This window comes from Buttiauxella sp. 3AFRM03, from assembly GCF_003675305.1.
Lineage (GTDB): Bacteria > Pseudomonadota > Gammaproteobacteria > Enterobacterales > Enterobacteriaceae > Buttiauxella > Buttiauxella ferragutiae.
This window is the reverse complement of sequence record NZ_CP033076.1, coordinates 5,214,099-5,233,719: the sequence shown is the minus strand read 5'-3', so window position 1 is coordinate 5,233,719 and position 19,621 is coordinate 5,214,099. Positions and strand designations below refer to the sequence as shown.

The following is a 19,621-nucleotide window of genomic DNA, read 5'->3' as shown; positions in this document are numbered from 1 at the left end:
CATTTATTATGCAATATTGATGGACGCTCCGCGGCCGATTGCATAATAAACAAAGCCGCGCTTGCTGAGTCTCTCAGGATCATACAGGTTACGGCCGTCAAAGATAACCGGTTGCTTTAGTGATTTCTTAATTGCATCGAAATCAGGTGCACGGAAACTTTGCCACTCTGTACAAATAACCAGAGCATCTGCATCTTGTAATGCAGCTTCTTTGGTACCCATCAATTTCAGGTCTGAACGATGTCCGTAAATGCGCTGGGTTTCATCCATTGCTTCCGGGTCATACGCCTGCACCTGAGCACCGCGTTCCCAAAGCGCTTCCATCAGGACGCGGCTTGAGGCTTCACGCATATCGTCAGTATTCGGTTTGAAAGAGAGCCCCCACAGCGCGAAGGTCTTGCCTTTCAGGTCTTCACCAAAGTGACGAGAAATAAACTCAGGGAGTTTTAACTTCTGGTCGTGGTTTACCTCTTCGACTGCTTGCAGAATACGTGGTGTATAGCCAATCTGCTGAGCAGTACGAATCAGTGCCTGCACATCTTTAGGGAAGCAGGAACCACCATAACCACAGCCAGGATAGATAAAGCTGTAACCGATGCGTGAGTCAGAACCGATACCCATACGCACTTTCTCGATATCCGCACCCAGACGTTCTGCCAGGTTAGAGATTTCGTTCATAAAGCTGATTTTAGTCGCCAGCATGCAGTTGGCTGCGTACTTGGTCAACTCGGCGCTACGGATATCCATCAGGATCATACGGTCATGATTGCGGTTGAACGGTTCATACAGTTCACGCAATAAATCGACCACATCATCGTTATCAGTACCGATAACAATACGCTCAGGGCGCATACAGTCAGAAACTGCGGCACCTTCCTTCAGGAATTCAGGGTTAGAAACTACATCGAATGGAATTTCTACGCCACGCGCTTTCAGCGTTTCTTCCATTACGCTGCGCACTCTGTCTGCGGTTCCGACTGGAACGGTAGACTTATCGAGCACAACTTTATGGGAAGTCATGTGCTGCGCGATAGTACGCGCCACAGCAGTGACATATTTCAGGTCAGCAGAGCCGTCTTCATCAGGCGGCGTTCCAACAGCAATAAATTGCATTTCACCATGATGAACACCCATTTCAGCATCGGTGCTGAACTGCAAACGGCCTTCTTCATAGTTTTTCTTAACCAGTGGCGTTAAGCCAGGTTCAAAAATCGGGATCACGCCGTTTTTCAGATTTTCAACTTTCTTCGCATCGACATCTATGCACATCACTTCGTGACCGACTTCTGCAAGCACCGCAGCCTGCACAAGTCCAACATAGCCGATACCAAATACAGTAACTTTCATCTTTCTTTCCTGCGTTGAAATGAATTACTTTTTCGCGCCAACAATCTCTTCTAACCAGGCTTTAAAATCTGGCCCCAGAGAACTATGACGGATACCGTATTCCACAAACGCCTGCATGTAGCCGAGTTTATTACCGCAGTCATGGCTAACGCCTTTCATGTGGTAGGCTTCAACAGTCTGTTTTTCCATCAACATAGCGATGGAGTCAGTCAGCTGAATTTCATCGCCAGCACCCGGAGGCGTTTTGGACAGCAGCGGCCAGATATCTGCCGTCAGGACATAACGCCCCACTACAGCAAGATTGGATGGCGCAACATTTGCTTTCGGCTTCTCAACGATACCCACCATTGGCACGCTATCGCCTGCGTTCAATTCAACGCCTTTGCAGTCAACAACACCATAAGCCGTCACATCTTCTACGGGCTCAACCATGATTTGGCTGTGGCCTGTAGCATCAAAACGTTTGATCATTTCAGCCAGGTTATCCTGGGAAAGATCAGATTCGAACTCATCAAGGATCACATCAGGCAGGATTACCGCAACTGGCTCATCACCCACAACCGGGTGAGCACACAACACGGCGTGACCAAGGCCTTTTGCCAGACCCTGTCGAACCTGCATAATCGTGACATGTGGAGGGCAAATAGCCTGAACTTCTTCCAACAACTGGCGCTTAACGCGTTTTTCCAGCATCGCTTCCAGTTCGAAACTGGTATCGAAATGGTTTTCGATGGAGTTTTTCGAAGAGTGAGTCACCAGAACAATTTCAGTAATACCTGCGGCGATACATTCGTTGACCACATACTGAATTAAAGGTTTATCAACCAAAGGCAACATCTCTTTAGGAATAGCCTTAGTAGCCGGTAACATACGCGTGCCTAATCCCGCGACAGGGATTACTGCTTTTCTTACTTTTGAATTAAGGGCAGCCATTGAAAAATCTCCTGGACTGTTCAAGTTTTCACTTGCAAGTCAATTAAAAAACGCCTCGAGTATATCAGCTTAAAAATGAAATCTACGGCTGTTTACCCGATGCGTTGGTAATTTAAGATAAATACGAATGAGTTAATTGCGATATTAACACCCACGCTGTCAGGGGAGAAAAACTAAATGTTTTCAGTCGTCCAGATGCTCATTCCGCAGACAACATCAGGCGTAATCGCCCGCCCGTACCCCAAACCTGGCACTGCCAGGATTCGCAGCGCTGGCTGATTTGGTTGAGGTAAGTATTGCCCAGGGTTCCTAACGGCACACCGTTGCTGACCTGGATTTGATGCTCGCCGGTATTTAAGGTGGCATTCAGCCCCGCCGAGACCAAAATCAGATTCTTGAGCTCGCTATGATAATAGCCCACCATCAACGGGAATTGGCCGGTCAAATTCGCCTGGCGTAATAACTGGTTCACTTGTTTAAGTAAATTCCCTAACTCTGGTAAGCGCTGGCGTTGCTGGGAAAGATGCTCTTGCAGTAAGCCATTAAATAACGCGCGTAATAACAACGCGGCTAACACACCGTTATCCCCGGCGCGGGTCACATCAAGACAATAAAATGCCAGATCGTTTTCTGAAAGCGGCGCGATATCCAGCACAAGCCCAGGCTGATTAAGGGTGATCAGTTGACGGTAATTGATGCGGCAGTGCGACATCACTTGTTGCACGGGAGGTTGCAACTCTTGCAATAATTTGGATGCTGCCTGCGGGTCGCTAACCAGCGCGTCCCAGTCTTTAAATAATCGCTCTTCTTCTTCGACACGAGAATTGAACATGTTGGGATAGAGGCAGGCGAACACCGTTTCACGCAGGCGGTTGAGATCTTTAATCGGTTTGAGCAAGACATCCTGCACACCAAAGCGTAATGCTTTGGCGATATCTGACATATTTTCGGTGGCCGAAATGACCAGTATCGGCGTTTGAATCCCTTCATTACGCAAATGCTCTACCAGTTTTAGCCCGTTCATGCGCGGCATAGCCAGATCGCAAATCAACAAATCAGGGGCTAAATGGCTCATTTTCTCCAGCGCATCAATGCCATCTGTGGCAACCGTAATTATCGCCCCTAAAGAGGTAAGGTAATTATCCAGCAAAGAGCGGAAAACGGGCTCATCCTCAACAATGAGGATGAGCTTTCCATCGAGTGGCTGTGTCATGTGCGCTCCCCTGACTGGCAATAATTAAATAGTGGCATGGTATGGCCTTGGTCGCCTGTCAGAATTGCCAGAAGTCATGTAAATCAGAAAATTCATTCATGGGTACGAACCAGTGGCAGCAACTCATCTATCTTTTTTTCAACCGCCAGGCTCCCGGCACTGATCGCCTCAGCGGCACGGTGGAAATCCAGAGTTGAAATCTGCGGGCAGAAAGGTTGCAGCAAAATATCTGGTGGGTCGCCCGCCATACGGTTGCGTTTCAGGCGGTTTTCCAACACTTGAATGGAAGTGGTCATGATTTCCATCGCCGTTGGCGTAGTACTGGCTCGTCGGGTGGTGATTTTACCCAGTTGCTCACGCAACCGTCCGCGCCAGCTATCAGGTTGCACCTGGTTGTCTGCCAATGGCGTCGTCATATTGACGGAAAGTAAATCTTGCTGCATCAGATGCGCGTCGTGCTGTAGATCGACTGCGATAACGATATCGGCCCCTAACGCTCGGGTTAGCGACACTGGCACAGGGTTGACCACCGCACCATCCACCAGCCAATAACCGTTGTATCCAACAGGCGACAACAACCCAGGCATGCTACAAGACGCACGAACCGCCTGATGCAGATCACCATCCGTGAACCATAGCTCGCGGCCAGTACTTAAATTGGTGGCAACGGAACCGAAGCGCAGCGCGCAGTCTTCAATATTTTCTTCGGTGATTATCTTGCGAATGTTATTGAACACTCTTTCGCCACGCAACAAACCGCCACGGCGCCAGGAAAGATCCATCAGTCGCAGAACATCCCAATAGCCGAACGAGCGCACCCACCGTTCCATCATAGGCAAGCGATTACTGGCATAAGCGGCACCGACCAGTGCCCCTACGGAGCAACCTGCAACGATATCAATCTGAATGCCTGCACGTTTTAACGCATTAATGACACCAATATGCGCCCATCCTTTTGCTGCTCCCGACCCTAACGCCAGGCCGATCTTTACCTGTCTCATTCCGCCTCGGTCTTTGTTCCCCGGTATATCATCCGTGACGAAGTCGCCACTGCTCAGTTAACATATCAACCCCGCGTATTTACGCCGACTCTTTTTTTGTAACCAAGGAGATGCTGTGTCGCAACTTTGCCCATGTGGTAGCGGTCTGGAGTATAGCTTATGTTGCCAGCCTTACCTACGCGCAGACCGGTATGCGCCAACCCCGTCACAGCTTATGCGCTCACGTTATACCGCCTATGTGATGCAGGAAGCAGATTATTTGGTAACAAGCTGGTATCCGCAGACACGCAGCCCGACACTGAAAAGCGATATTTCGGGTAGTTTTGCAACGACACATTGGCTGGGTTTGACGGTGTATGAAACCGCTGACGGACGTGATGAGAACGAAGGTTTCGTCGGTTTCGTGGCGCGTTTTGAAGAGCAAGGCGTAGAAAGTGCCATCATCGAACGTTCGCGTTTCTTAAAGGAAAACGGTCAGTGGTACTATGCTGATGGGATGCGCCCACAGTTTGGCCGTAATGACCCCTGCCCTTGCGGCTCCGGGAAAAAATTTAAAAAGTGCTGTGGCCGATAACGAGCCGTGGCAGACATTGAAGCAAATACACGCACAACAGGACTTACCAAGCGATGCAAGCATTACAACGAAAAGTACTACGCACCATCTGCCCTGACGCAAAAGGGTTAATCGCCAAGATCACCAATATTTGTTACAAACACGAGCTGAACATTGTTCAGAACAATGAGTTTGTTGACCATCGCACCGGTCGCTTCTTTATGCGTACCGAGCTTGAAGGTATTTTCAACGACAACACCCTGTTGGCCGATTTAGATAGCGCATTGCCTGAAGGTTCGGTGCGTGAGTTAACGCCTGCTGGCCGTCGCCGCGTCGTCATTCTGGTGACCAAAGAAGCGCACTGCCTGGGCGATCTATTAATGAAAGCCAACTATGGCGGCCTGGATGTCGAAATTGCCGCGGTTATCGGCAATCACGAAACGCTGCGCACTCTGGTAGAACGTTTTGATATTCCGTTTGAGCTGGTGAGCCATGAAGGGCTGACTCGTGAAGATCACGATAAGCAGATGGCAGATGCCATTGAAGCGCACAAACCGGATTACGTGGTACTGGCAAAATATATGCGCGTATTGACGCCAGAATTTGTTTCACGCTTCCCGAACCAGATTATCAATATCCACCATTCGTTCCTGCCAGCGTTTATCGGCGCTCGTCCTTATCACCAGGCATACGAACGTGGCGTGAAGATCATCGGTGCCACCGCGCACTATGTGAATGACAATCTGGATGAAGGCCCAATCATCATGCAGGATGTAATTCACGTCGATCACACCTACACCGCAGAAGATATGATGCGCGCCGGGCGTGATGTTGAGAAAAACGTTTTAAGCCGCGCGTTATACCAGGTACTGGCGCAACGCGTGTTTGTTTATGGCAATCGCACCATCATTCTCTAGCTGTTGGCGTATGAATTGTTTAGCTTTACAACGTTACGTGTAAAAAAACGGCAAACGATTCATTTTCTTACAGTGAATGCTTTACAGCGGCGCTTCATTTGATATGATGCGCCCCGCTTCCAGACAAAGGACGCGAGCAAGAAAGCCAAAAAAATGTAATACCCCTGGCGGGGTTCCCGAGCGGCCAAAGGGAGCAGACTGTAAATCTGCCGTCATCGACTTCGAAGGTTCGAATCCTTCCCCCGCCACCATCATCAAGCTTCAAAAGCACGGCCTGTAATAGCAAACACCCCTGGCGGGGTTCCCGAGCGGCCAAAGGGAGCAGACTGTAAATCTGCCGTCATCGACTTCGAAGGTTCGAATCCTTCCCCCGCCACCATCTCTTAGTAATAACTCCCGAACTTATCCAAATCGCACCATACTCAGCATTTCTTGTTGGATGACGCTTCGCTTATCCAACCTACAAAACCAAAATTCAAAACCAAAACCAAAACCAAAATCAAAACCGAACCGTAGCTACCGTCTTGGACGTCAAGCGGTAGCTGCATAATTTTCATCCCATGGTAATCGGGTTTTCAGTACGCCGAAGCACATATGTACCAGCTTACGCATCACTGCACCCAGCGCCGCTTTTTTCGCCTTACCTTTCGCTACCAGCCTTTCATATATCGCCTTCGCGGGTTTATTCCACCGGATTGCACTCAGGGCTGCTACATACAGTTTGGCTCTGACTATTGAGGGGCCTGTTTTTGACATATGTGCCCGCCCGCGTACCGAACTGCCGGACACTCTCTCCACCGGTGTTATTCCCAGATACGCTGCCACCTGCGAGGCACTTTTGAACGTCCCGTCTTTCAGTAGTGCCAGCATCTCCCGTCCCACCTGCTCCTTCACACATTTTATCGATTTCAGCAGCTCCAGATCGGCCTTCAGTCCCGGGTCGTTATCTGTGTGGTCAGTAATGAGCTTTTCTATCCGTTCCAGTTCATCACTCAGCCAGCCGTGTGTCCGCTCCAGTGAGCCTATGACCTCCCGTGGTGTCGAGGTTGAATGCGCTTTTTCAAGCCGGTTGGCCGTCCTCTGCACATCCTCTTTCAGCGCGTCGCGCTGACGCAACAACGCCCTGAGTTTACGGACTTCAACTGACGGTGGGACCCAGGCATCGGGATGCTTCAGCTCGCCATAACAGGCCAGCACAAATGCGTCCACTGTGTCATTTTTCGTGAGGATATCCATTCCGCAGGCAAACTCACGGACACGGTATGGATTGGCCATGCAGACAGAAATCCCCGCATCATGAAGCCCATACGCCAGATTCTCATGGTAGATACCCGTGGCTTCCATCACGACTGTCATATTATCAGAGGCGCATTTTTGGGCCTCCAGCCAGTCGATGATTTTGCGGGCCACACAGGGTTCATTGGTGAAGACTTTCTGCTTTTTCTTACCCTTAATACCGGCAACAAGCAGACAGACATCTATTTTATTTTTGCTGATATCAGCACCGAGAAAAGCCATATTTCATCTCCTTCCACGTGAACCAACACGCCATTCCAGCCTTGTACATGCGAAGTCAGAGCTTCTGGTTACCGTTCGGATTTTGAGTGGCGTGAAAGGTGAAACGGAGGGCTTAAGCTACGTCGGAAGATCGAGGTCTTCAGGTCGGATACAAGCTTCCTCCGTTTCATGTAACCGGTAGCTAACCAGCTACCGGTTCAAGATACAAGGTCGGATAAGCGCAGCGTCATCCGACACAGCCACGCCAACAAAAGCACAAAAAAATACCCGGCCTAAGCCAGGTATCTTCAAATTAAACAACAAAACTTAGCGACGAGCGCGAACCACCTGATATTTACGCGTCAAATACTCCACCGGCGCGCTCCATACATGCACCAGACGGGTGAACGGGAATAACAGGAACAGCGTCATACCCAATACCAAATGCACGCGGAAGATAAACGCCACGCCATCAAGGTGCTCAGATGCACCGCCCTGGAACGTCACCACTGCCTGCGCCCAGCCGACCAGTTTCATCATCTCGCTGCCATCCATATGTTGGGCAGAGAATGGAATGGTCAACAAGCCCAGTGCGCACTGAATCATCAACAGGCTAAGGATCAGTATATCCGCCGTCGTTGATGTCGCACGAATCCGCGGGTTAAACAGACGACGCTTAAGCAGCAACAAACCACCCACCAGCGTCATCACGCCACATGCACCACCGGCGATCATCGCCATTTTCTGCTTCACATCGATGGGCAGGAAAGACTCATACATCCAGTGCGGCGTTAACATCCCCAGTAAGTGACCAGCGAAAATCCCCAGAATCCCGATATGGAACAGGTTGGACGCCAGGTTCATCCCTTTGCGATCCAGCATCTGACTGGAACCGGCTTTCCAGGTGTACTGGCCGTAGTCGTAACGCAACCAACTGCCGAGCAGGAATACCGTGCCGCAAATGTAGGGATAGATGTCGTAGAAGAACACATTGAGAAATTGCATGATTACTGTCCTCCGATATTCAGATACTGCGGAGCGACAGCCCCGGCAAAACGACGCTGATGGCTGCTGATTTCAGACTCGCCGCACCCTGCGTCAGCCACAAATTTCACCTGTTCTTCTTCCCAGACGGCGTCCAGTGCTTGCGGCGTATCATCACGTGCTTCATCCGCAATTTGCTGGCTAACGCTTTCCACCACCACATCGCTTTGCGAGATAGCCAACAGCACATCAAACAGCGCCGCATAATCGCTTTCACGCTGTTTCAGGCGTGCTGCCAGCAGAGCCAGAATCGGCGCGACATCCTGCAAACCGCCACGCGCCTCGCTTTCTTCCCGCTGCGACAGATATTCAAGATACAGCGGCAGATGGTCCGGCAGCTCACGGCTGTCAATTTCCATACCCGCCTGCTGATACTGGTTCATCAGGTTGACCATCGCCTGGCCACGGTCACGAGATTCGCCGTGAACATGTTCAAACAACAGCAATGAAGTGGCGCGCCCACGGTCAAACAGCTGGCTGTAACTGGCCTGCGCATCCAGCAAATCACGGCTGCACAGCGTCGTAATAAAGCCGTTGAGTTGAGCAGCCTGTTGCAAATTAAGCGCCTCGCCCTCGGCTAAAGCATCGCGTAGCTCTTGTTGATGCTGCCAAAGAGCATCATCCGGGTACTCAAGCAAACGGGAAATGATCAGCAGCTCAATCATGGTTTTGGCTCCGTTTTGTTCGACACATCAATCGCGTCGATACGTTTGCTGTTGAACAGGTTGAATTTGCTATCAGAACCGTGGCAACCGTCGCCAAAACTGAAGCCGCAGCCTTTGCTTTCAGGGAACGCATCCGCCGCCAGCTCGCGGTGGCTTGATGGCACCACGAAACGATCTTCGTAGTTAGCAATCGCCAGATAGCGATACATTTCCTGCGCCTGCGCTTGCGTCAGCCCAACTTCTTCCAGTGCACGGGTATCAATAACGCCTTCGACCGTTTCAGCACGTTTGTAATGGCGCATCGCCATCATGCGTTTCAGCGCACGCAGCACCGGCGCGGTGTCGCCCGCCGTCAGCAAGTTCGCCAGGTATTCAACAGGAATACGCAGGCTTTCAACGTCAGGCAGAATGCCGGTATGCGGCAGTTCACCCGCGTCAGCCGCAGACTGAATTGGCGACAACGGCGGCACATACCAAACCATCGGCAGCGTGCGATATTCAGGATGCAGCGGCAGCGCCAGCTTCCAGTCGATCGCCATTTTGTACACTGGCGACTGCTGCGCGGCATCAATCACACTCTGCGGCACGCCATCTTTCAGCGCCTGTTCGATAACCGCCGGGTCGTTCGGGTTGAGGAAAATACTCAACTGGCGCTCGTAGAGATCTTTTTCGTTCTCGGTACTGGCGGCCTGTTCAATGGCATCGGCGTCATACAACACCACGCCGAGGTAACGAATACGGCCCACACAGGTTTCCGAACAGACTGTCGGCATCCCCGCTTCAATACGCGGATAACAGAAAATGCACTTCTCTGATTTGCCGGTTTTCCAGTTGAAGTAGATCTTTTTGTACGGGCAACCGGTGATACACATCCGCCAGCCGCGGCATTTGTCCTGGTCAATCAGCACAATGCCGTCTTCTTCACGCTTATAAATCGCCCCGCTTGGGCAAGTCGCGACACAGGCTGGATTCAGGCAGTGTTCGCACAAGCGCGGCAAATACATCATGAAGGTGTTTTCGAACTGGCCGTACATCGCCTTCTGCATGTTCTGGAAGTTCTGATCTTTGGCGCGTTTTTCAAATTCGCCACCGAGGATCTCTTCCCAGTTCGGGCCCGCTTCGATTTTGTTCATCCGCTGGCCGGTAATCAGCGAGCGCGGGCGCGCAATCGGCTGGTGCTTGCCTTCCGGTGCGTTATGCAGATGCTGATAGTCGTAATCAAACGGCTCGTAATAATCGTCGATGCCCGGCAGATGCGGGTTAGCAAAGATTTTACCCAGCAACATGGCGCGGTTACCCATGCGTGGTTGCAGTTTGCCGTTGATTTTACGGATCCAACCGCCCTTCCATTTTTCCTGGTTTTCCCAGTCGTTCGGGTAGCCAATCCCCGGTTTGGTTTCGACGTTGTTAAACCACGCGTACTCCATCCCTTCGCGGCTGGTCCAGACGTTTTTGCAGGTCACAGAACAGGTGTGACAGCCGATGCACTTATCAAGATTCAGCACCATGCCGACTTGTGAACGAATTTTCATTTTACGCTCTCCTGTTTCTGGTCGTTGCCTTCACCGTCTAACCAGTTAATGTCTTTCATCTTGCGCACCACCACGAACTCATCACGATTGGAACCGACGGTGCCGTAGTAGTTAAAGCCGTAAGCCAGTTGCGCGTAACCGCCAATCATGTGCGTCGGTTTCGGGCTAATACGGGTGACCGAGTTATGAATCCCGCCACGCTGGCCGGTAATTTCAGAACCAGGCAAGTTCACAATGCGTTCCTGCGCGTGATACATCATGGTCATGCCTTCAGGCACACGCTGGCTGACCACTGCACGCGCCGTCAGCGCACCGTTTTTGTTGAACACTTCAATCCAGTCGTTATCTTCGATGCCCAAATCTTTGGCGTCGATTTCACTCATCCAGACAATCGGCCCGCCGCGTGACAGCGTCAGCATCAGCAAGTTGTCGCTATAAGTTGAGTGAATGCCCCATTTCTGGTGCGGCGTCAGGAAGTTCAGCGCTTTCTCCGGATTACCGTTGGATTTTTTACCCATCACGCCTTTGACGGAGCGGGTATCAATCGGCGGACGGTACACCAGCAGGCTTTCGCCAAAATCACGCATCCACTGGTGATCCTGATACAGCTGCTGGCGGCCAGACAGGGTGCGCCATGGAATCAGCTCGTGAACGTTGGTGTAACCAGCGCTGTAAGAAACGTGTTCATCTTCCAGGCCCGACCAGGTTGGGCTGGAGATAATTTTGCGCGGCTGTGCCTGAATATCGCGGAAGCGAATCTTTTCATCTTCTTTATTGAGCGCCAGATGCGTATGGTCACGACCGGTAAATTCACTGAGCGCCGCCCAGGCTTTCACGGCTACCTGGCCGTTGGTTTCGGGTGCCAGGGTGAGGATCATTTCTGCGGCGTCGATAGCCGTGTTGAGAGTCGGCTGGCCTTTTGCCGGGCCTTCCGTTTTGGTGTAATTGAGCTTACGCAGCAGATCCATTTCAGACTGCGTGTTCCACGCGATACCTTTCCCGCCGTTGCCGATGGTTTCCATCAACGGACCAACCGAGGTGAAACGCTCGTAGGTCGCCGGGTAATCGCGTTCAACCGTCACCAGATGCGGTGCGGTTTTACCTGGAATCAGGTCGCATTCACCTTTTTTCCAGTCCATCACGCCAAACGGCTGCGCCAGTTCTGCTGCGGAATCATGCTGAATTGGCAGCGTTACCACGTCGGTTTCTTTGCCCAAATGGCCGACACACACTTCAGAGAATTTCTTAGCGATGGCTTTATAGATTTCCCAGTCGCTTTTTGAATCCCAGGCTGGGTCAACGGCTGCAGAAAGCGGGTGAATAAACGGATGCATATCCGAAGTATTCATATCGTCTTTCTCATACCAGGTGGCCGTTGGCAGCACGATATCGGAATACAAACAGGTGCTCGACAAACGGAAGTCCAGCGTTACAACCAGATCCAGTTTTCCATCGAGGCCGTTATCCACCCACTCGACTTCTTCCGGCATCACGCCGCCTTCTTTACCGAGGTCTTTGCCCTGAATACCGTTTTCGGTACCCAGCAGGTATTTGAGCATGTACTCGTGGCCCTTACCGGAAGAACCCAGCAGGTTTGAACGCCAGACGAACAAGTTGCGCGGATGGTTATTGCCGGCATCCGGTTGCTCGGCGGCAAAACGAATATCGCCACTTTTCAGCTGCTGAACGGTGTAATCCGCCGGGCTCATGCCTGCCGCTTTCGCCTGCTGTGCAATATGCAGCGGGTTAGTGTTGAGCTGAGGTGCTGACGGCAACCAGCCCATGCGTTCAGCACGCACGTTGAAGTCAATCAAATGGCCGCTATAACGGGATTTATCTGCCAGCGGAGAGAGCAGTTCTTCTGCGGTCAACGATTCATAGCGCCACTGGCTGGAGTGGTTGTAGAAGAATGACGTGCTGTTCATATGGCGCGGTGGGCGCTGCCAGTCGAGGGCGAACGCCAGCGGAGTCCAGCCGGTTTGTGGGCGCAGTTTTTCCTGGCCAACGTAGTGTGCCCAGCCGCCACCGCTTTGGCCGACGCAACCGCAGAAGATCAGCATGTTGATCAGGCCACGGTAGTTCATGTCCATGTGGAACCAGTGGTTCATCCCGGCACCGACGATAATCATCGAGCGGCCATGGGTTTTATCTGCGTTGTCAGCAAACTCACGTGCGATGCGGATAATGTTCTGGCGAGAAACGCCGGTGATTTGCTCAGCCCACGCTGGGGTATACGCTTTAACATCGTCATAGCTTGCTGCGCAATTCGAGTCGTCCAGACCACGATCGAGGCCATAGTTGGCCAGCGTCAGGTCATAAACGGTGGTCACTAACGCGCTTGAACCATCAGCCAGTTGAAGTCGTTTAACCGGCAGTTTGTGCATCAGTACGTTATCGAGCTTCACGTTGCTGAAGTGTTCGGTGCTTTCACCACCAAAGTATGGGAAACCGACATCCGCCACTTCGTCGTGGCTACCCAACAGGCTCAGGCGCAGTTCAGCTTCTTCACCGCTGGTGCCATCGCGCTGCTCAAGGTTCCACTTGCCCTTCTCGCCCCAGCGGTAACCAATCGAACCATTCGGTGCCAGCAGTTCGCCGTTCTGGCTATCGATGGCCACGGTTTTCCACTGCGGGTTATTTTCCTGGCCGAGGCCATCCACCAGGTCAGATGCGCGCAGCATACGGCCTGCTGCGTAGAAGCCGTCACGCTCCTCGAGCATCACCAGCATTGGCATGTCGGTATAGCGGCGCACGTAATCGGTGAAATACTGGCTCGGGTTATCGAGGTGGAACTCACGCAGCATCACGTGGCCCATTGCCAGTGCCATCGCGGCATCAGTGCCTTGTTTTGGTGCCAGCCACTGGTCGCACAGTTTGGCGATTTCGGCGTAATCCGGCGTCACCGCCACAGTTTTGGTGCCTTTGTAACGCACTTCGGTAAAGAAGTGGGCATCAGGTGTACGCGTCTGCGGGACGTTAGAACCCCAGGCGATAATGTAGCTGGAGTTGTACCAGTCGGCAGATTCCGGGACGTCGGTTTGCTCGCCCCAGGTCATTGGTGAAGCCGGTGGTAAATCGCAGTACCAGTCGTAGAAGCTCAGACAGGTGCCGCCAATCAGTGAAAGATAGCGCGCGCCAGAAGCGTACGAAACCATCGACATCGCTGGAATCGGTGAGAAACCCGCGATACGGTCAGGGCCGAAGGTTTTGGCAGTAAAGACGTTGGCGGCAGCAATCAGCTCATTCACCTCCTGCCAGCTCGAGCGCACAAAACCACCGCGACCACGGGCTTGTTTATAGCTTTTGGCTTTTTCCGGGTCGTTGATGATGGAAGCCCAGGCGTCGACCGGGTCAGCATGAAGGGTTTTAGCTTCACGCCACAGTTTGATCAGGCGCTTGCGCATCAAAGGATATTTCAGGCGGTTGGCGCTGTAGAGATACCAGGAGTAGCTTGCACCGCGTGGGCAGCCGCGTGGCTCATGGTTTGGCATATCAGGGCGGGTTCGCGGGTAGTCGGTTTGCTGAGTTTCCCAGGTCACCAGGCCGCTTTTGACGTAGATCTTCCAGCTACAGGAGCCTGTGCAGTTTACACCGTGAGTGGAGCGAACCACTTTGTCGTGCTGCCAACGCTGACGATAACCTTCTTCCCAATCACGGTTGGTATCGAGCAGTTGGCCATGTCCATCGGCAAAAGTTTCGCCCTTCTGTTTGAAGTAACGAAACCGGTCAAGAAATTTGCTCATCGGGGTTCTCCTGATGTGGAGCCTGGAGGCTCTTCTGGTAAGGTCGACATTGCTAAGACTGCTGGCACGGTAACCCGCGCATAGGTGGGGAGAATTGATGAGGATCAACTGGGGTTGAGCAGTTTCCAGGCAAGAACAGCCGATATACCACCAAAGTGGCAAGCGCCAAACAGAAAGTAAGTCATTAATAACAAATATTATTTATCGGTATTTACGGCTAAAAAGGAGTTGAAAATTGAGCGACTGGGTATTAAGGGGTAATCACTGGGGCTTGCAGCAAGGCAAGCCCCAAATATACATCAGACAGATTCGACAAGTTCAGGCTGGCGAGTCGCACGGATGTTTCTCATCAGCAGGCCAGAAACGATAATCCCTGCGCAAGCGAATACCGCCATCAAACCAAACACAATCTGGTAGCCGATAAGCCCAGCGTTGTGGTCCAGAATGTAACCATACAGGCTGTAGCAGAACATCGCCGGGGCATAACCAATAAAGCTGCCCAGCGCCATCGCCGCACCGGTGTTCTTTTCACTGATGCCCGCCTCGCCGATAGGGGCAAAGAACACGGCACGTTGGGTAAAGATCACTGCGCCAAACAGCAAAGTACAAGCCATACCCAAATAAACAGGCATATGTTCATGTGGTAATAAAATCAGGCCGACTAATGCAATGGCACTAACAATAAAGGTATAGAACAGATACTTGCTTGGTGATTTTAAAACTTTATCGGCAATTAAACCGCCAATTGGGCCACCGACCATTTTCAGGCAATATTGGTTAATAATCCCGTAAGCACCCACCAGGGCAATCGGTAATGCGTAGATATTTCTTAAGAATGGAATAAAGAAAGTCAGGCCGCAATACACCGCATACACAAAGAATACGCTGAAAGCAATTAACCAAACGGTCTTATTTTTTAATACGCTACCCATACCTGGTTTATCTGCTTTTTCCTCAGAACATTCTTGCTTCACCACTTGTTCTTCCGGGCTTTCTTTCAGCACAAACATAATGACCACGCCGACGACAATCGCGATAGCGGAATAGAATATAATAGCCGCTCTAAAACCAAAGTAGTCGCTACCGAACCAGGTAAACACTGCCAGTGCACTGAAGGCAATAATAGTATCAACAATGCCACGTCCGGTTTCGAAGAAGCCAAACAAGCGCCCTTGCTGGGTGTTGTCACCGAGTAAACTGACGGACTTTAGTAGCACCGGCCAGTTGAGCATGTCGCAGGTCACACCAAACAGCGCCCAAACAAACAGTATCCCCCAATAGCCCGGCATGGTGGATAAGTAAATACCCAACAGACCGGTGGCGATCAGTGAAAACGACATGGTAAACCGGCGTGGCAGACGGTCAGAAAAATAAATAGACAGGAAGAAACCAATCGTCGTGACAATCGAGTTGACCGACATCGCGTTACCAATTTCACCGTTGGTGAGATGAAAATACTCCTGCATAGGAACATAAAATGCATCTTTCAACGAAGGCAATTTATATATTGTTCCACCGCACAGAACCAAAAGACTAAATATAGTCCATCTTTTTTAGTTAGCATAAGACACCCCACCCTGAATTAGCGGCATTCATTATTTTTGAGAATATAGCCATCTCACACAATGTGAGAAACTTGGCTTTAAATGATTCTAATTATTTATTTAAAACAGCTAGCGCATCTTTATTCAAGTCAGCAACAATATTGCGGACATGACTTATTTGATTCATTGCATCATCAATTTCTTTATTCAGCCTTTCAGCCAGCCCCGATGTGGGTAAAGGAGTTTCACTCATCTCACGTAATGGGATCCATGGGTTGCTGTCTTCATCGGTAAAACGAAATGCGGGCGCGTAATAATCCACTTCTTCTTCCAGACCGAATGCCGTGACCTGGGGTTTATCCTCACCTAAACAGATTAATTGCAGCAGCAACTCTTTAAACGGCAATTCTCCTTGCCCGGAAATACATGCGGTATGTCCGCGTCCGGTACCTTCGTGATTAATCAGCGCATCTTTGATATGTACCTGGGTGGTTTCTTTTCCCATCACCGCCAACGCTTCAAGTGGCTCTTCATTGGCATTAATCATGTTGGCAAAATCAAACAGCAGGGAAAGCTGCGGGAAGTCGGCCTGTTGCACCAGGTGCACCAATTCGTGACTTTGCAGATCTTCGTGTTGCTCAAGGGTAAAGGTCAGGCCGCTGTGTTGGTATTGCGCTTTAATGTACTGAATATCCTTCGCAATAATGTCCATTACCTCAGACAACGAACCTTCATAACGAGGGTAAAACCGCACTGACGTGGCACCCGATTTCAGCGCAATATTGACCGCTTCATCAATCGTCCGCGCATCCGATGCACTGGTTTCGATATGCACATCCAGCCCTAGCTGGCGCGCTTTCGCCGCAAAACGCTCGAGCCGCTCACCGCTGGCATGCCTTAGCGACTGGCTTTCACCATCAACAACATGAATCTTCACCCCTTTCAGTTGCTGTTGGCTGGCAATATCCAGCAAATCTTCCGGCAGGATCTTCTCCATACGCATGTTTAAATGAAACGCATAGGCATGCAGATAAAGCGGCAGATTCGCGGCGCGCTCGACAATTTTTGTAGCTTGGATGCTATCCATGGTAACTCCTATAAATCGATATAAAACTCTACAGATTCAAAACGCCAATATTCAATATCAACCTGAATAACGTGCCCGGCTTCGTCGGCACGGTATTTTTCAACACGGATAGCCGGTGTACCGGGCGTGCCGCCCATACCTTTGCAGGCGCCCGCCGAAAGCCGTGTTGGTTTAAACGCTAAGTGCTGCGTGTGCGAGCTTTTGCCGAAGGCTTCTTGCCACACATCAACAAATGAACGGTCGCCTAATTTGTCGATAAAACCGGGTGCAAACTGCGCATTGATAAAGGTTTCATGATAGAAAACTTTATGATTATCAAGGGCTCCCCATCCACAAATCTGGTAGATTTCATCACCCTCTTTGACGTTCAACAACGCCAAAATTTCCGGCTCAGCACTATAAACACGCTCTTTCTCCAGGAATCCCCAGGATGGCAAACGGCCCTGTTCAAGTGCGGCCTGCTTAAAACTGGTGGACGTGTTCGGGGTGTATTTGAAACACGGTAAGGCAACGAACCAGCCGCGACGATCTTTACGGAAGATCTTTTCTTCCCCTTCGAGAAACAACAGCGCCTGCCGCAGTGTCATGCGCTTGATGCCCAGTAACTCTTCCAGTTCACGTTCAGAAGGTAATTTACTGCCCGGCTGTACCACACCTTTGCTCAGCCAGTCGTTGAGCATCTCTTTTGCGGCTTCTACTGTGGAACGGCTTTTCATGCTTTAACCCATTTGGTTTAAACCAGATTTACGGCAAAGGTACTCTTTGCCTGCGAAAGTGACAATGGTACCAGGGGTAGTAGTTATTCTAAATGTGAGGTTTCTCTCAGAATAAGGCAGGATCAGGGGGGTATTTCAGGCAAAAAAAAGCGCGACCGAAGCCGCGCAAGGGATAACCAAATGGTTAAAAATGGACTATTTACGCGATGATTTGCGGCCATAAACGGCCCAGGTAATCACCACACAAACAATGTAGAACACCAGGAAAACTTTCATTGCCCCCGCCGGAGAACCGGTTAGAGCAAGGGATGTGCCAAATGCTTTCGGGATAAAGAAGCCGCCAACAGCACCAATCGCCGAGATAAAGCCCAGTGCCGCCGCCGTATCGGTTGCCGCTTCGCGCAACGCTCTTTCTTCAGTGCCGCCCTGCGCTTTCACACGATCCATGGTCAACTTACGGAAGATAACGGAGATCATCTGGAAGGTGGAACCGCTCCCCAAACCCGCCGTCAGGAACAACATCAGGAATACCCCGAAGAAGGCGATAAAGTTACCGCCGACACCATTGTGTGGCAGCGTGGTAAACAGCAACGCACTGAAAATCGCCATAAATACAAAGTTAATCAGCGACACTTTGGTGCCACCAAAATGGTCGGAAATTGCGCCACCCGCAGAACGCGCCAGCGCACCGAACAGCGGGCCAAAGAAGGCGAAGTGCAGAATGTTGACATCCGGGAACTGGGTTTTTGCCAGCATCGCAAAACCGGCAGAAAAACCGATAAACGAACCGAAAGTCGCCAGATAGAGTACGCCCATGATCCACAAGTGCGCGCGTTTAAGCACCGGCAACTGTTCTTTCAACGAGGCTTTCGAGGTGGCGAGGTCGTGCATACCAAACCACGCGGCGAGAGTGAAAATCGCCAGCAATGGCACCCACACCCAGGCGGCGTTTTCGAGGAACAGCATGGTGCCATCCGCTTGCTCAACGCCAGTTCCACCGAATACTGCAAACATCGACAGCGAAATCACCAGCGGCGCAACAAGCTGCATCACGCTCACGCCCAGGTTCCCCAGTCCGCCGTTAATACCCAGTGCACCACCCTGTTTTGCTTTCGGGAAGAAGAAACTGATATTCGCCATGCTGGAGGCAAAGTTTGCCCCCGCAAAACCGCAAAGCAGCGCGATGATGATGAACACGCTAAATGGCGTTGCTGGGTTTTGCACCGCAAAACCTAACCACACGCAAGGAATGATCAAAATCCCGGTACTGAACGCCGTCCAGCGGCGGCCACCGAATACCGGCACCATAAAGGAGTAAGGCACGCGCAACAAAGCCCCGGAAACTGACGGCAGCGCGGTCAGCATAAACAACTGGTCAGTAGTGAAGTTGAAACCCACCTTATTCAGGTTTACCGCCACCGCACTAAACAGCATCCACACGCAGAATGCTAACAACAAACAAGGTACGGAAATCCATAAATTGCGGCTGGCAATGCCGTGACCCCTGCTTTGCCAAAACGCCGGTTCTTCTGGTCGCCACTCGGTAATAAGCGATCCCGTTTTTTGGCTACTATCGGGAGACTGGGACATAAACACCTCAAAAAAAGTGAGAGTAATTGCCGCCACATTAGGGGCTAATCAGGAATAGAAATTGATGTGAATCAAGGGATAAACCATCTAAACAACGTTCAAAAACTCACCGTCATTCTTTATGGGTAAGCACTGAAAATGAAAATAGTGTGGTTTTTCACATGGCTGAAAGCAGGTGTTAGTCACCCGCTATCTCGCTATGCCACCCCTGGCAATTAGTGGGTAATCCTTAAGGGGTA

At 51.0% G+C, this 19,621-nt stretch carries 15 protein-coding genes and 2 tRNA genes; 4 read left to right on the top strand and 13 right to left on the bottom strand.

Annotated elements, in window-relative coordinates:
• Positions 1 to 6: 6 nt before the first annotated feature.
• The 4 genes from D8682_RS26040 to rssA form a co-directional block, all read right to left on the bottom strand.
• Complete coding sequence (locus tag D8682_RS26040) at positions 7 to 1,347, bottom strand: UDP-glucose/GDP-mannose dehydrogenase family protein (RefSeq protein ID WP_064547332.1); 1,341 nt, start codon at positions 1,345 to 1,347, stop codon at positions 7 to 9.
• A gap of 24 nt (positions 1,348 to 1,371) precedes the next feature.
• Complete coding sequence (gene galU / locus D8682_RS26035; protein WP_064547333.1) at positions 1,372 to 2,280, bottom strand: UTP--glucose-1-phosphate uridylyltransferase GalU; 909 nt, start codon at positions 2,278 to 2,280, stop codon at positions 1,372 to 1,374.
• A 199-nt stretch (positions 2,281 to 2,479) separates the two neighbouring features.
• On the bottom strand, positions 2,480 to 3,493 hold the full coding sequence (rssB, locus tag D8682_RS26030) for a two-component system response regulator RssB (RefSeq protein WP_064547335.1): 1,014 nt from the start codon (positions 3,491 to 3,493) through the stop codon (positions 2,480 to 2,482).
• A gap of 92 nt (positions 3,494 to 3,585) precedes the next feature.
• Complete coding sequence (gene rssA, locus D8682_RS26025) at positions 3,586 to 4,494, bottom strand: patatin-like phospholipase RssA (RefSeq protein ID WP_064547337.1); 909 nt, start codon at positions 4,492 to 4,494, stop codon at positions 3,586 to 3,588.
• 115 nt (positions 4,495 to 4,609) lie between these two features.
• On the opposite strand from rssA, the gene D8682_RS26020 reads away from it, so the two are divergent.
• From D8682_RS26020 to D8682_RS26005, 4 genes are all read left to right on the top strand, one after another.
• Positions 4,610 to 5,068 carry a YchJ family protein gene (locus tag D8682_RS26020; protein WP_121815559.1) on the top strand — a complete coding sequence of 153 codons (459 nt, stop codon included), beginning with the start codon at positions 4,610 to 4,612 and terminating at the stop codon, positions 5,066 to 5,068.
• A gap of 53 nt (positions 5,069 to 5,121) precedes the next feature.
• The gene (gene purU / locus D8682_RS26015; protein WP_064547341.1) at positions 5,122 to 5,964 is read left to right on the top strand and encodes a formyltetrahydrofolate deformylase; all 843 of its coding nucleotides are present in this window, start codon (positions 5,122 to 5,124) and stop codon (positions 5,962 to 5,964) included.
• 166 nt (positions 5,965 to 6,130) lie between these two features.
• Positions 6,131 to 6,215: transfer RNA gene (locus tag D8682_RS26010), tRNA-Tyr, on the top strand.
• A gap of 43 nt (positions 6,216 to 6,258) precedes the next feature.
• A tRNA-Tyr gene (locus D8682_RS26005) sits at positions 6,259 to 6,343 on the top strand.
• 152 nt (positions 6,344 to 6,495) lie between these two features.
• On the opposite strand, the gene D8682_RS26000 is transcribed toward D8682_RS26005, so the two are convergent.
• The 9 genes from D8682_RS26000 to D8682_RS25960 all read right to left on the bottom strand — a co-directional run bounded on the left by D8682_RS26000 (position 6,496) and on the right by D8682_RS25960 (position 19,382).
• A complete protein-coding gene (locus tag D8682_RS26000; RefSeq protein WP_121813607.1) occupies positions 6,496 to 7,482 on the bottom strand; it encodes an IS110 family transposase in 987 nt (328 codons plus the stop codon).
• Between the two features lie 306 nt (positions 7,483 to 7,788).
• A complete protein-coding gene (narI, locus tag D8682_RS25995; RefSeq protein WP_064547343.1) occupies positions 7,789 to 8,466 on the bottom strand; it encodes a respiratory nitrate reductase subunit gamma in 678 nt (225 codons plus the stop codon).
• Positions 8,467 to 8,468: 2 nt separating this feature from the next.
• Entirely contained in the window at positions 8,469 to 9,170 is a 702-nt protein-coding gene (gene narJ, locus D8682_RS25990; protein ID WP_121815558.1) for a nitrate reductase molybdenum cofactor assembly chaperone, read from the bottom strand.
• Positions 9,167 to 10,702, bottom strand: coding sequence for a nitrate reductase subunit beta (gene narH / locus D8682_RS25985; protein WP_121815557.1), 1,536 nt, complete (start codon positions 10,700 to 10,702; stop codon positions 9,167 to 9,169). The genes narJ and narH overlap by 4 nt, the downstream gene beginning before the upstream one ends.
• Positions 10,699 to 14,445 (bottom strand): nitrate reductase subunit alpha, encoded by a 3,747-nt coding sequence (locus tag D8682_RS25980; protein ID WP_121815556.1) that lies wholly within the window; start codon positions 14,443 to 14,445, stop codon positions 10,699 to 10,701. Before D8682_RS25980 ends, narH begins: the two co-directional genes overlap by 4 nt.
• 299 nt (positions 14,446 to 14,744) lie before the next feature.
• On the bottom strand, positions 14,745 to 15,986 hold the full coding sequence (locus tag D8682_RS25975; RefSeq protein WP_121815555.1) for an MFS transporter: 1,242 nt from the start codon (positions 15,984 to 15,986) through the stop codon (positions 14,745 to 14,747).
• Positions 15,987 to 16,101: 115 nt separating this feature from the next.
• Positions 16,102 to 17,076, bottom strand: a complete 975-nt coding sequence (locus tag D8682_RS25970) for a sugar phosphate isomerase/epimerase (RefSeq protein WP_064547353.1) — start codon at positions 17,074 to 17,076, stop codon at positions 16,102 to 16,104.
• 8 nt (positions 17,077 to 17,084) lie between these two features.
• Positions 17,085 to 17,792 (bottom strand): GntR family transcriptional regulator, encoded by a 708-nt coding sequence (locus tag D8682_RS25965; RefSeq protein WP_064547355.1) that lies wholly within the window; start codon positions 17,790 to 17,792, stop codon positions 17,085 to 17,087.
• 195 nt (positions 17,793 to 17,987) lie between these two features.
• On the bottom strand, positions 17,988 to 19,382 hold the full coding sequence (locus D8682_RS25960; RefSeq protein ID WP_121815554.1) for a NarK family nitrate/nitrite MFS transporter: 1,395 nt from the start codon (positions 19,380 to 19,382) through the stop codon (positions 17,988 to 17,990).
• Positions 19,383 to 19,621 lie beyond the last annotated feature (239 nt).

Bases quoted from the DNA above. Each gene is read 5' to 3' on its own strand.
- D8682_RS25970 (WP_064547353.1), bottom strand. From the start codon at position 17,076: ATGGATAGCATCCAAGCTACAAAAATTGTCGAGCGCGCCGCGAATCTG.
- narI (WP_064547343.1), bottom strand. From the start codon at position 8,466: ATGCAATTTCTCAATGTGTTCTTCTACGACATCTATCCCTACATTTGC.
- galU (WP_064547333.1), bottom strand. From the start codon at position 2,280: ATGGCTGCCCTTAATTCAAAAGTAAGAAAAGCAGTAATCCCTGTCGCG.
- D8682_RS26040 (WP_064547332.1), bottom strand. From the start codon at position 1,347: ATGAAAGTTACTGTATTTGGTATCGGCTATGTTGGACTTGTGCAGGCT.
- D8682_RS26000 (WP_121813607.1), bottom strand. From the start codon at position 7,482: ATGGCTTTTCTCGGTGCTGATATCAGCAAAAATAAAATAGATGTCTGT.
- narH (WP_121815557.1), bottom strand. From the start codon at position 10,702: ATGAAAATTCGTTCACAAGTCGGCATGGTGCTGAATCTTGATAAGTGC.
- D8682_RS25960 (WP_121815554.1), bottom strand. From the start codon at position 19,382: ATGTCCCAGTCTCCCGATAGTAGCCAAAAAACGGGATCGCTTATTACC.
- purU (WP_064547341.1), top strand. From the start codon at position 5,122: ATGCAAGCATTACAACGAAAAGTACTACGCACCATCTGCCCTGACGCA.
- narJ (WP_121815558.1), bottom strand. From the start codon at position 9,170: ATGATTGAGCTGCTGATCATTTCCCGTTTGCTTGAGTACCCGGATGAT.
- rssB (WP_064547335.1), bottom strand. From the start codon at position 3,493: ATGACACAGCCACTCGATGGAAAGCTCATCCTCATTGTTGAGGATGAG.
- D8682_RS25965 (WP_064547355.1), bottom strand. From the start codon at position 17,792: ATGAAAAGCCGTTCCACAGTAGAAGCCGCAAAAGAGATGCTCAACGAC.
- rssA (WP_064547337.1), bottom strand. From the start codon at position 4,494: ATGAGACAGGTAAAGATCGGCCTGGCGTTAGGGTCGGGAGCAGCAAAA.
- D8682_RS25980 (WP_121815556.1), bottom strand. From the start codon at position 14,445: ATGAGCAAATTTCTTGACCGGTTTCGTTACTTCAAACAGAAGGGCGAA.